The sequence below is a fragment of the Paenibacillus salivarius genome (assembly GCF_051307165.1).
In the GTDB taxonomy this organism is placed as follows: Bacteria; Bacillota; Bacilli; order Paenibacillales; family Paenibacillaceae; genus Fontibacillus.
In genome coordinates this window covers 1,742,501-1,755,663 of the sequence record NZ_CP195592.1, presented here as the reverse complement: position 1 = coordinate 1,755,663, position 13,163 = coordinate 1,742,501, and the positions used below count along the sequence as shown (strand labels likewise).

At 52.9% G+C, this 13,163-nt stretch carries 8 protein-coding genes and 2 rRNA genes (1 of these 10 cut by a window edge); 2 read left to right on the top strand and 8 right to left on the bottom strand.

From position 1 onward, the window contains the following. Positions 1-215 precede the first annotated feature (215 nt). Positions 216-1,631 (top strand): family 43 glycosylhydrolase, encoded by a 1,416-nt coding sequence (locus ACSFXJ_RS07715; RefSeq protein WP_435924590.1) that lies wholly within the window; start codon positions 216-218, stop codon positions 1,629-1,631. A 144-nt stretch (positions 1,632-1,775) separates the two neighbouring features. On the opposite strand, the gene ACSFXJ_RS07710 is transcribed toward ACSFXJ_RS07715, so the two are convergent. The 6 genes from ACSFXJ_RS07710 to ACSFXJ_RS07685 all read right to left on the bottom strand — a co-directional run bounded on the left by ACSFXJ_RS07710 (position 1,776) and on the right by ACSFXJ_RS07685 (position 11,709). Beyond that, positions 1,776-4,094: a glycoside hydrolase family 95 protein gene (locus ACSFXJ_RS07710; protein ID WP_435924589.1), complete on the bottom strand. Its 2,319-nt coding sequence runs from the start codon at positions 4,092-4,094 to the stop codon at positions 1,776-1,778. 26 nt (positions 4,095-4,120) lie between these two features. Next, positions 4,121-5,632 (bottom strand): glycoside hydrolase family 43 protein, encoded by a 1,512-nt coding sequence (locus ACSFXJ_RS07705; RefSeq protein WP_435924588.1) that lies wholly within the window; start codon positions 5,630-5,632, stop codon positions 4,121-4,123. 125 nt (positions 5,633-5,757) lie between these two features. Beyond that, positions 5,758-7,539 (bottom strand): phosphatase PAP2 family protein, encoded by a 1,782-nt coding sequence (locus ACSFXJ_RS07700; protein ID WP_435924587.1) that lies wholly within the window; start codon positions 7,537-7,539, stop codon positions 5,758-5,760. Between the two features lie 177 nt (positions 7,540-7,716). Then, positions 7,717-9,063, bottom strand: a complete 1,347-nt coding sequence (locus ACSFXJ_RS07695; protein ID WP_435924586.1) for a hypothetical protein — start codon at positions 9,061-9,063, stop codon at positions 7,717-7,719. Between the two features lie 152 nt (positions 9,064-9,215). Then, entirely contained in the window at positions 9,216-11,000 is a 1,785-nt protein-coding gene (locus tag ACSFXJ_RS07690) for a cellulase family glycosylhydrolase (RefSeq protein WP_435924585.1), read from the bottom strand. Positions 11,001-11,355: 355 nt separating this feature from the next. Then, a complete protein-coding gene (locus ACSFXJ_RS07685; RefSeq protein ID WP_435924584.1) occupies positions 11,356-11,709 on the bottom strand; it encodes a DoxX family protein in 354 nt (117 codons plus the stop codon). A gap of 141 nt (positions 11,710-11,850) precedes the next feature. On the opposite strand from ACSFXJ_RS07685, the gene ACSFXJ_RS07680 reads away from it, so the two are divergent. After that, on the top strand, positions 11,851-12,207 hold the full coding sequence (locus ACSFXJ_RS07680; RefSeq protein WP_435924583.1) for a winged helix-turn-helix transcriptional regulator: 357 nt from the start codon (positions 11,851-11,853) through the stop codon (positions 12,205-12,207). A gap of 105 nt (positions 12,208-12,312) precedes the next feature. On the opposite strand, the gene rrf is transcribed toward ACSFXJ_RS07680, so the two are convergent. Both rrf and ACSFXJ_RS07670 read right to left on the bottom strand, forming a co-directional pair. Beyond that, a 5S ribosomal RNA gene (gene rrf, locus ACSFXJ_RS07675) occupies positions 12,313-12,429 on the bottom strand. A gap of 64 nt (positions 12,430-12,493) precedes the next feature. Then, positions 12,494-13,163, bottom strand: a 23S ribosomal RNA gene (locus tag ACSFXJ_RS07670) (it continues 2,387 nt past the right edge of the window).

Below are 13,163 nucleotides of genomic sequence, written 5' to 3'. Positions count from 1 at the left end.
TGTATTTATCCTTTAAAAATAAACTATTATCAGTTATATTCAATAAACCACATTTGATCTTTTCTCTTCCCAAACAAAAAGAAAGCGTTGACAATTTTGCCTGCGGACGTTAAGATTCACGCAAAAGCAATAAAGACAACAAAAAGATGCCGGGCGATGGTTGCCCGCGCAAAATAATGCCCGCCGGACAGCGCGGACAGGGAGTTGATCATCGGATGAAGAAACAAGGAGTAAACCCATATCTTCCGTCTTGGGAATACGTACCTGACGGAGAACCGCATGTGTTTGAGGACAGAGTCTACGTTTATGGATCGCATGACCGTTTTAACGGACATGTTTTTTGCCTGAACGATTATGTTTGTTGGTCGGCACCCGCAGACAACCTGGCGGACTGGCGGTATGAAGGCGTGATTTACGAGAAAACGGACGACCCGCTCAATCCGGACGGGCGCATGTGTCTTTACGCCCCCGACGTCACCCGCGGATCGGACGGACGTTATTATCTGTACTATGTCTTGGACAAGGTGTCCGTCGTCTCGGTCGCGGTCTGCGATACCCCGGCCGGCAAGTATGAGTTCTACGGTTACGTGCGGCATGCGGACGGAACAAGGTTAGGCGAACGGGAAGGGGACCAGCCCCAATTCGACCCGGCCGTATTGACGGAAGGTAACCTTACCTACTTGTATACCGGGTTCTGCGCCTTCGGCGACACGTCGCGTCATGGCGCGATGGCCACGGTGATCGGGTCGGATATGCTTACCATCGAGGAAGAGCCGGTATTCATCGTTCCCAGCGAACCGTACGGCAAGGGAACCGGCTTCGAAGGACATGAATTTTTTGAGGCGCCTTCCATCCGAAAGCGCGGCGATACCTATTATTTTGTCTATTCCTCGATTGTCATGCACGAGTTGTGCTACGCGACCAGCCGGTATCCGACGAGAGGCTTCGAATACCGCGGCGTCATCGTCAGCAACAACGACTTGCACATCGATACCTATAAACCGGCGGACAAACCTATGTACTATGGAGGAAACAATCATGGAGGCATGGTGGAAGCCGACGGAAAATGGTACATTTTTTATCACAGGCACACCAACGGTACAAGCTTTAGCCGGCAGGGCTGCATCGAACCGATCGCATTTCTGGAGGATGGATCCATACCGCAGGTAGAGATCACGACAAGCGGTCCGAATGGCGGCCCGCTCGACGGCCGCGGCGAGTATCCGGCATATCTGGCCTGCCATCTGTTCACGGATACGGATGAACTGTATACAGGCACGCATGGTGCCTGGATGGACGGCCGATATCCGAAAATCACGCAGGACGGGAAGGACGGAGACGAAGAGATCGGCTACATCGCAAATATGCAGAATTCCGCCACGGCGGGGTTCAAGTATTTCCGATGCGAAGGAGTGAACCGCGTCATGATCAAGGTTCGCGGATATGCCCGGGGCAGCTTCGAGGTCAAAACGTCATGGAACGGTCCGTCATTAGGATCGATTCCGGTAGACTTTACGAACATATGGACAACGTATTCGGCCGACATCGCCATACCCGACGGCGTACATGCCTTGTACTTCACTTATACGGGAATCGGCAACGCAAGCTTGGCTTCGTTCGCTTTGGAATAACCCCGACTCTTTTGACCGGAAAAACGAGCGGCAGCCGGACCCGACAAGTCCGACTGCCGCTCATGCATTTTCGAATGAAATCCACAGCATCCATTGGTCATCGCCACCTTCGGTTGAATGCGGAACAACCCCGTATTTCCCCACTCACGACAAAGCCGTTATCTTATAAGCCGTTCCAACGGAAGCCATGAAGGTACTCACCTTACCTGATGTTTGGATGTCAACCGCCATAACTGCCGCTTCAGTAACAACCTGAATTTGTACCGGGCTTTCCGCCCGGATCCGGCAAATTCCTCCGAACTCGGCAAGCACTACGGCCTGATGCAGTTTGCCGTCGGCCCATTCGATATCCACTTCAAAACCGCCCCTGGCTCTTAACCCTTTAACGGATCCGGTTACCCACGCCTTCGGTAAAGACGGCAGCAGATCGATAACTCCTTCATGGCTCTGAAGCAGCATCTCCGCGATACCGGCCGTACCTCCGAAATTGCCGTCGATCTGGAACGGCGGATGGTTGTCCAGCAGGTTGGGCAGCGTCGAGTCGCGGAGGAGCTCAACGAGGTTCTCGTACGCTTGATCGCCTTCACGAAGCCGTGCCCACAGGTTCACGATCCATGCACGGCTCCAGCCCGTGTGTCCGCCACCGCCGGCGATCCGGCGCTCCAGTGTCGTCCTGGCCGCCTTCGCCAGTTCGGGCGTTCCAAAAGGCTTGATTTGGGAACCGGGATGCAATGCAAACAGATGCGAAATATGACGATGACCCGGCTCTTCCTCCTCGTAATCCTCCATCCATTCCTGCAGCTGTCCGTAACGTCCGACCTTCGGCGCAGGTAGCCTCGACTGGGCTTCGGCAAGCACCGCACGGAAGGAGTCGTCGATCCCGAGCTTCGTAGAAGCCTCGATGCAAGCCCCGAATAAGGCATGGATAATTTGGCTATCCATCGAAGGCGCAATGCACAGCGTACCCTTCTCTCCGTTCGGCAAAAGGTAGACGTTCTCGGGCGATACGGAAGGCGTGGTGACAAGCTTCCCGTCCGGTGTCTCCGTCATGTAATCCAGGAAGAACACCGCGGATTCCTTCATCGTCGCGTACGCTTTCGCCAGAAATTCCCGGTCAAGCGTGTAGGCAAAATGCTCCCATAGGTGAAGGCAAAGCCATGCCGCGCCCATCGGCCAAACCGTAGCAGGCATGTAGATATCCTGGGGTGCCGTATCCCCCCACAAGTCGGTATTATGATGAGCAACGAACCCTCGGCAACCGTACATCCGCCTGGACGTTTCCCTGCCGTTGGGAAGCATCCGCTCGATCAGATCGAACAACGGTTCATGGCATTCGGACAAATTGCAGCTCTCCGCCGGCCAATAGTTCATCTGCGTGTTGATATTAATCGTATATTTGGAATCCCACGGCGGCGTGAAATGCTCATTCCAGATGCCTTGCAGGTTGGCGGGGAGCGACCCGGGCCGGCTGCTTGCAATCAGCAGATAACGGCCGTACTGGAAATACAACGCCGTCACCCCTGCGTCTTCGGCTCCGTTCCGCACCGCGTCGAGACGCTCGTCCGTTGCCAGCGAAGCGGCCCCTTCGTCTTCTCCAAGATGAAGTTCGACCCTTCCGAACAGACGGCTGTAATCTGCAATGTGCCGCTCACGCAGTTCGGCATACCCTCTTGTCTTTGCCGTCCGTATCATTTCCCGGCTTACGGCTTCTACGTCCCCGTATCGATAAGTGGTCGCTGCGGCAACGAAAATGACCGCTTCATCCGCTTCGTCTACCACGAGATTCTCGCCAATAGACCTGACGCGTCCCCCGCTCGCTTGAACGCCGATGACCGAACAAACCTCAATTCCGTTAGGACCGCCTATGCCCGTCTTCATCACGAGCAGGCCCTCCGGCTCGGCATGCAAACGGTCAAGGAACCGCTGCTGTCCGCGCGTAAAGCGGAGCCTGAAGGAAACCGAGCTTTGCCGGTCGGCGGATAACCTCATCGCGATGACGCCGTCCGGATAACTGGCCAGATGCTCGCGTTCATACCTTACGCCGCGCCAGCAATAGCTTACGGAAGCCGTCCCGCTCTTGAGATCGAGCTCGCGCCGATAGTTTGACACTTCCGCTTCTGGATGCCCCACCTCGATTCGCAGCTCGCCAAGCGGCTCGTAGTGGCGCTGGGATTCCGGAGTACCGGATAGAGCCATGGCCGCGAGCCTTTCCGCTTCGGATAAATGTCCCTCCGCGAGCAGCCGGCGAATCTCGGCCAAATGCTCGAACGCATTCGGGTTATTGCGATCCATCGGGCCTCCGGACCAAACGGAATCTTCATTAAGCTGAATACACTCTTCTTTAGTCCTGCCGAAGATCATGGCCCCGATCCGCCCGCTTCCGATCGGTAGCGCTTCGTTCCAGCTACCGGCCGGGCGCCGATACCACAACCGCAATGAATGGTGATTAATCATCGATGACATGCCCTCCTTCCCCGTAAACCTGCTCCTTAATGTTTGGCATACCGGAAATAATCGAAGTCGACATATCCCCCCGCTTCCCTGCTCGCGTAGTTGTACAACCCGATCCGGCAGCCCATAAAATGATCCAGCGTATATTTCAACCGCAGCTGTCGGCCGATCGGGTTCCAATTATCGCCGTCAGCGGAATAATGGAATTCGACCGTATCCGCACTGTTCTCAAAATTGAACTCGGCTCTAAAATAAATGGTTGTGCCCTCATAACGAACATGCTCGACCGTTACTTCCTCGCCGTCCTCCGTTGCCGCGGTCATGGCTACGTACCGGTTTCCGTCGTCATCAACGTGCACCCCGACGGTGCCGAAATGCTTTTGCATGGCAACCAGTCCGGCATGGTCGCCCGGTTTCATGCAGGGGAAGTCCATTTTCGCCATTGCCGTGCACTTCGGCCCTTCCGTTCGCTGCGTCAATGTGTTTCGGGCATACTCGACGTTTCGGGCCGGCCGCCCCGTCGTCAGCCGGAGATGCCCTTGCCGCGCCGTGACCGACCATCGTTCATTGTCGGGATTATGGTTCCATTGCCAATTTAACGCCAGATCATCCTCGGCATAGTCGAAGTCGTCGCTGATGACAAGAGGCTTCGGCGTCGTATCGGGCAGCTCTGCTTCGAAGGTTTGCGGTACCTTGCCGTCAATCCCGAATACCGGCCAATCGTCCTCCCATCGAACCGGGACGATACAAGGAACGCGGCCAACCGCATCGTGATCCTGGAACAGAACGGCGTACCATTCTCCCGCCGGCGTGTCGACAATACCTCCTTGCGCAACGCCCTTGTTCCGATAGCCCATGTCGTCGTCAAGCACGATGCGATGCTCGTACGGTCCCAACAATTCCCGTGAGCGGTAGACAATCTGCCTGCGTCGGCGGTTGCCGGTTTGCGGCCACTCGATGAAAAACAGATAATAAAACCCGTTCAGCTTATAAGCATGGCAACCCTCAGCCCGTAAGCCGATCCCTTCCCGCTCCGTCTCGAACAGCATGCGGTCGACGCCGCCCGGCTTCCATGCGGTCAAATCCGGCGCTAGCTCCCGAATGCGGATATCGCCGTTTCCGTAAAACACGTAGACCCGCCCGTCATCATCGAACAAAAGGCCCGGGTCATGATGAAGCCCGCCGAGAACGGATCGCTCCCAACGTCCGTTTTCAATGTCATTCGCCCGGTAAACGTAGAACCTGTTCATGTCGTTGCACGAGAAACAAACATAGTACGTCCCGTTATGGTAACGCAGGCTGGCTGCCCATGAGCCGTTCCCGTAGATGCCCTTTCCGTCAAGCAAATCATGAGCATCATTGTCCTCAAGCGTTTCAAAGACATAGTTCACGATCTCCCAATGCATTAAATTCTCCGACCTCATAATCGGACAACCCGGCATGGAATGCATGCTCGTGCTGACCATGTAGAAAACCGTCCCCACGCGGATGACGCTGACATCCGGTACATCCGCCCAAATGACCGGATTTGTAATTGTCGTTTTGTTCATAAATCGAATCAGCCTCCCCCAACACCTAGTGCGCACATCGCGGAAAAACGCAATGGTCCGCTTTAAGGCATATCATAGCGCTTTCATCGTCAGGCAACAAGCCCTCCTCATCATAACCATCCGGATTATTTCTTTTTCGCTTGAATCTGCACGCTGTGACCGTTGTAAATCAGTCCGACCTTATATCCGTTTGGCAAACCGGTCGTTTCAACCGATGAAAATACCCCGTTTTTCCCCGGATCGCCGTCCGTGATAATCGTTGTTACCCCCTGAGGGATGTAATTTTCCGTGAAATTCAACCGCAATTTTCCGCCGTAAGTCCCTTCGCCTTTAATGCGCAGCACGTCATTCTGGCTGCCGACGGTCAATTCCAGCGTGCCTTTTCCGGATTGTTTGAAATCCCCTTCAATGGTCAACTTTCCGTCCGACTCTTTGACAAGCGTACCCCCGGCGTTCGAAACATCGCCTTTTCCGAAAGCGGTCAGTGATTTCCCTACGAGCTTACCTTGCTCCAGCTGCGTACCGCCAGAATACGTATTGTTGCCCGCCAGGTTCAAGGTCCCCGTACCCGACTTCGTCAGCTTCCCTGGCCCGGAAATATCGTTACGCCAGGTGTCTTCGGCATGGAAGCCGCTCTTGGAGCCGTCCATCGTCACCTTGACGTCCTCCGCAAAAGCGCCATACCCGTCCGCCGCCGCAAACAGGTTCAGCCGTCCCCAGCCTTCCTCATCGTCGAGCACCGGATATCCGGAAGGAAGCGCGGTCGTCGCCAGAACCCAGCGGATTTGGGTCTTGTCCAGATAAGGAAGACGCGTTTCGAGCAGCACTTCGGCGCCTTTCGGGACCGAGGCGGCTTTGCCGGTCTCGCCGGATTGCGGGAAACCGTAGGTCAGCCGCTCGGCGAATGCCCGCTTGTTCGCGGCATAGTCCGCATACCGGTCAGTCGCCGTTCCTTTTTGCGTCAACAACTTCGTATGAGCATCCTTATAAGCCTCAGCCTTCAAGCCGCTGTTCTCCGGATCGTTCAAAATCCCGGCAGCGAGGGCCGTTGCCATCACGCGTCCGCCCATGACATCAAAAGGCGAATGCATCCCCGCCACAATCCGGCTATGACCGAGCTCCGAGGCACGGGTCAACAGCTCCTGGTAACGCTCCGGAACGGCGTATGCCATGGCAAAAGCAGCCAGATACGCGGCATTGGTATGACCGCTCGGAAATCCTCCGTCACTGCTCGGATCCGATTTGATGGCTGGAACCAAAGTCGGCAGAACCGTGACCCGATCGCTCCAGCGGAAAGGCCGCGGGTAATTGTAATATCCTTTGGCGGGATTGGTGCTCGAATAAGGTCCCCGCAGGGTGTTTACCAGCTTTACGATGCTGCCTAGCGAGGAATCCGGGTCACCGGCGTTCGTTCCTTTATCATCGTAGAGTTTCGTCGTGGCATCTGCCGGAATTGAAGTGATGGTCGTGGTTGCTCCCGCTTGGGTACGATAAATTTCGGCAAGCGGTCCAAGTCCTTCGATCACGCTGTAGCTTTGTTGCCTGCGGTCGTCGTAATAAGCCGCTTCCGCCTGGGCTGCGGTCCGGCTCTTCGTGATGTCCACGACTTTTTGAATGTTGGCGTCAAGCAGCGAATCGTTCAATTTGGTCCCCGTGTCCCATTCCTTCCCGGGAGTCCACAGCTTTTCGAACCCTGAAAGCACGCCGATCACCGGATTTGAAGCAGGGGTCGCATTCTCTTTTACGTTATTTTTGTAATTGTCTACAAAATATCCTCCCGCCGGCTCTGCCGGAACCACGCTCTTCGGGAGCGTCACAGCCCCCGCAATTCCCCCGCCGCCAAGGGAGCCTAGCAATACGGATGCGGATAATGCCGCGACGAGCGCATTTTTCTTCGACCATTTCATGTTTTGTATAATCCTCCTTGTAAGTCTATATGTATACACGTATAAACTTTAGATCGGACATGTTAATTCATCGCGTGCAAATAGTTAGCGCCAAGTAAAATGGTTAGTTTTAGCTTGACCGTACAAAAATAACCCTGGTCTCCATAAGACCAAGGTTATCCCCTTCTTACTGACTTTCTACTTTTTCTCCCGGTAAACGATCACAAACTCTTCGTTCGGCCAGGCCTCTGAGATCCAGGAATCGCCACTGGCAAGGAAATACGGTTCCGACCAGTTCAGGACCGAAAGGTCCCCGGAATTTTGGCCGGCAAGGCTTTGGTAAACCAGGAAAAGCCGGTCCGCCGACTCCGGTACCAGGTTACGTTTTATTTTTATAGCCATGGAGTTGTTCCAATTTATTCTGTTATCGCTATAATCTATATCACGGAAGCCGACGCTGTAGACTTTTTCATTTAACAGCTTATACTCAAATTCTTCGCTCTGTTCCCTTTTCGGCAATAGTGCATTAAAATCGGCACCATCAAAAAGATCGCCTTCCGCCAAAGGACGAATGGAAGAAAGGATATCCTCCTTCGTCAGGAAATCCACATTATCTACCATCGAAGCCAGGCTAATTCCTTCGTCAAGATCGACGTAGGAAAAACGGTTCGCTTTCACTTCCAAAGGGGCCATGTCGCTTTCCGGATACTCTTTCTTAATGCGTGCTATGTATTCCATGTTATGTGTTTCGCCGGTGACTCTGCAGTAATTATAAACCGGGCCGTAGATGATCGGGTCGATTGCCATCGGATTTTGAGGATCAAGGATGTCCTTCATCCGTTCGTCCATGTATCGGTCCTCCTTGCCGACATATAGCGAGATTTCGCTCTCCGCGTTACCAAAGCGGCCTGCGAGCTGGTTAAACAGTTCTTTGGTTTTATCAAAATATTGCGCCTGATCCGCTTCGTTCCCCTTAAAAAAAATCTCCAGCTGCAGCCCCAGCTTATGAGCTTTTAAAAACGCCTCCAGGTCACCGTCATATGTTTGCTCCAGCGTAAAATAATCGAGCCCGCCATGATCCTGCTCGCTGGAAACCCGATAGTTATAGAGGTTGTACTCATCCGTCACTTTATATTTGTCGATCAGCTGTTCCCGAATATCGGCTTTGATCTCCTCGGCTTGATAATCGTCCGACAGCACGTTTTTAAACTCGTCGGTAAACCGGTTCCAAACGGGCCCGGCCAACACGCGAAAGGATACGCCTTTATATTCCAAAGTCACTACTCCGCTTTTGGGCACCTCCCGCTTGAATTGAGGAATCGGTCCGTTATAGCCGCCATAAGATAATTTAACTTCCCCGATTTTTGCATCACTCATTCCGTACTTTTCCGTGACGTAGGATTGCGCCTGCTTGGCCAGATCTTTCTTCACCTGCTGTTCCTTCGCCTTATCATAGCCGCACCCGGTAACCGATAGACAAATCACGAGTATGATGGCAAGCATGCCCATATCTCTTATTTTGATGGATTTTAGATAACCTTTCATGCTGAGCACCATTCCTTCACTATTCTACATTTCCCGCCGTTCCCCCAGACAGATTACCATAATATCTAGATTATGGATAGATACGGAAGTAGTACAAAAATAACCTTGATCTCCTAGAGACCAAGGTTATTTCACATCCGGCTAAAGCTTACTCAGGGCTCCACGCCCCACACCAGATTTCCGTCCTGATACAGCGTTACTTTGCTCCAATCGGCATAGGAAGTCTTGGTCGCATCGAAAGAGTAGTCGTTGCTCTCGTCCAGATTCGACCAGTTGGATTTGGCCATCCGAAGCTGGATGTCGCCGGTTTGTCCGCCCGCCGCAATGGAGCCGGCGCTTGCCGAGAAACTGAGCTCGACATAAGTATCCGCATTCGTGCCGGCCCAGCTGTGAAACGAAGTTTGAATGTTGCTGCCGCCGACCTGGGCCCAATCGATCCAGGCGTTCATGCTCTCCGTTCCTTCTTTCGTAAAATAGTAGCGGAGCTTCAGACTGCTCAAATTCACCGCGCTCGTTCCATTATTTTTGATATTAAAATAAGGCTTGATTTGATTATCCGTCGCGTTCGAATCTCCGGCGCGATACTGGAGCACGAGCGAGCCGTTCGGCGTTTGAGTAGCTTGAGGCGTCACGGCGGCTTGGCCGGAGTTGGCGCTTGTCCCTACGCTATTCGAAGCGCTGACCACATAATAATACGTGGTTCCGTTCGTCAACCCCGTGTTCGTGTAGCTTGTGCCCGTAACATTGCTCGCAACGGTCGTGTACGGTCCGCCGCTTGCAGTCGCTCTTTTGACCGTATAGTTCGTCGCCCCGGATGATGCATTCCAGGTCAAGGTGGCTTTCCCGTCCCCGGCCGCAGCCGTTAAACCGGTAGGCGCTGCCGGTATGGTGGGATTGGGGGGATTCCCGTTATCCGGAACCGGCTGGTATCCAGGGGTCGTATAGATGCCGTTCAGTTGTGACGTCGCTGTCGTGCCATACGTGCCGTTGACGACGGTTTTTCCCCAATCCGTCAAGCTTCCTGCCGGGCCTGTCGCCAGATCCAGATACTCGACTCCACCGCCGTTGCCGTACCAGGACCAGGCGAGCCAGCCCACTTTTTTCTCCTGGGTATAGCTCAGGATCGTAGCTTCATCCACGTCGCCGCTGGAATGTTTATGTCCGAATTCGCCGATGATCACGGGAATATTCAACGCCAGGGCGTTATCGATGTTGTTCTTGACCGTCGTTTCGTTGCCGCCGGCGTACTCGTACATATGGATGGAAAAGATCATATTTTTCAAAGGATCGGAGTTGGCAACTTCCAGGCCCTTCTCGAAGATCGAGGTCGGATATTGCCCCCAACCGGCGGCATCCACGACGAGCGTATTTTTAATGCCGGCGTTGCGGAGAGCCGGGATGGCAGCCTTATACCCGTTCGCCCAGCCTTCCGAGCTCCACGGCCCAAACCATTCGTTGGCGATGTTCACGATAACGCGGTCTTCTTTTCCGATCAACGCGTCTTTAGTGCTAATCCAGTAATCCACGGCCCTATTCAGCGTGGTCACCGAATCCGATCCCGTCGCATCATGGACCTCAAGCATCGTAATGAGCTTGTACTGGTCGCAGAGCGCGATAATATTTTCAACGGAGGCAAGATCATCCCTCGTCCATTGTCCCCCGTCTGACAATACGATCCGAACGGTATTCGCCCCCGTCGCCGCAATGGCGGGAATGGCCGCGGCCAGATCGTTTTTGTACCAGGTGTGGGCATGGTTGACTCCTCGCATCACGAAAGGCTTGCCCGTAGCATCATAAAGAGTGGTACCGCTTACATAAAAACCCTTGACAGGGGTGGACGCTGCGGAAGTCTTCCCTCCGGGAACAACCGCTGAGGCAGCAAACACGGTCATGGCAAGAAGCATGGCGGCAAAAGATTTCAACAGTTTTTTACTCATTACACAACCTCCAATTCGCAAATTTGGACGACGAGCAAGTTGAAACCAGGTGTTCATTTTGTTCCATGCATGACTGACCCGTTCATAAAGCAAGCGCTTTCCTATTTAGACGAATTACCTCCTCCTTTCTTCATGAAATAGATATTACTGGTAATAACAATTTTATAATATATGATTTTCCAGAATATTACTAGATATTATTAGCTTTTGTTAGCGTGAATATGATAACATGTTAACGCGTCGTTATTTATGTTTGCAAAAAAAGAGGCCGGCCCCATCGGGCCAACCTCTAATTTGATTCGTTAGAAGTAACCTACCGCAGCTCGGGAAAAGGAACTGTGGTGTGGAGTCCGACTTAAAGTCGGCCAATGGCTACCAAAACGGCTAACGTCAAGAATACGATATTGATGCCGATTTCTTTGTGTTCTTTGCGCATAACATGGAATATGGCCCCGAAAAGAACGACTGCGGCAAGCCCGATAGCGGCAAGCGGCGTCAAAACGGGCGCGACGCTGGTCGCCTGAGGCAAAATTAACCCCAGCGCCCCGACCAATTCTGCGATGCCGATAAAGAAAACCAACCCTCTCGGAACTTCACTAGCCCAATGCCAAGATGCTTTTGCTTTCTCATACCGAAACGCCTTCATCCAACCGGAATATATAAATCCTAATCCTAAAACCCCTTGTACGATCCATAACGCGATATTCATGATTCGTCAGCTCCTTTGCTTGTGCATCCTAACTCTCGGATTTATATTATCTTTTAGGGCAGCTATACGGAAGTAGGCACTTTAAATAAACATGGTATCAAAAAATAAACCTTAGGAAAGTGAAGAGGAGGGTAATGTTGTATGTCTTCTTATTGTAAATTTGAAACGGCGTTGGACATCCTTATTGGAAAGTGGAAGCCGGTTATTCTGCTCCGTCTTTTAAATAACGGAACCATGAGATTTAGCGAACTTCAAAAGGCAATCCCGGACATCACCAAAAAAATGCTTACTCAGCAGTTAAGGGAATTGGAATATCACGATATCGTCCATCGTGAGGTTTACCGCCAGATTCCTCCCAAAGTCGAATATTCCATTACGGCATACGGTCATAGTATGACTCCATTATTGCAGGCAATGAACGACTGGGGAATTGCCCATATCGCTCATTTAAACGAGCTATACGGGGAAGAGCAGAGGGCGGAAAACGTGAACACATAAATAAATGATGTCCTTGCGCTCATTTCGCCAAATTGCCCTAATTTAAATGCAAGGAAAATAAAAAAAGAGCACCACCGAGAAAACTCGGTAGTGCTCTTTATCTTTGCTTGGCGGCGTCCTACTCTCCCAGGACCCTTCGGTCCAAGTACCATCGGCGCTGGAGGGCTTAACGGTCGTGTTCGGGATGGGTACGCGTGGAACCCCTCCGCCATCGCCACCAAACGGTTCAAGCGTTTTGATCGCCTGAAAACTGGATACGAAACTTCATTTGCGTGTTTAGATCTTTTTGGATAAGCCCTCGACCGATTAGTACTGGTCAGCTCCACACATTGCTGTGCTTCCACCCCCAGCCTATCAACCTCGTCGTCTTCAAGGGGTCTTACTAGTTGGGAAATCTCATCTTGAGGGGGGCTTCACGCTTAGATGCTTTCAGCGCTTATCCCGTCCGCACTTAGCTACCCAGCTGTGCTCCTGGCGGAACAACTGGTGCACCAGCGGTGCGTCCATCCCGGTCCTCTCGTACTAAGGACAGCTCCTCTCAAATTTCCTACGCCCACGACAGATAGGGACCGAACTGTCTCACGACGTTCTGAACCCAGCTCGCGTACCGCTTTAATGGGCGAACAGCCCAACCCTTGGGACCTACTTCAGCCCCAGGATGCGATGAGCCGACATCGAGGTGCCAAACCTCCCCGTCGATGTGGACTCTTGGGGGAGATAAGCCTGTTATCCCCAGGGTAGCTTTTATCCGTTGAGCGATGGCCCTTCCATGCGGTACCACCGGATCACTAAGCCCGACTTTCGTCCCTGCTCGACTTGTCAGTCTCGCAGTCAAGCTCCCTTATGCCTTTGCACTCTTCGAATGATTTCCAACCATTCTGAGGGAACCTTGGGGCGCCTCCGTTACTCTTTAGGAGGCGACCGCCCCAGTCAAACTGCCCGCCTGACACTGTCCC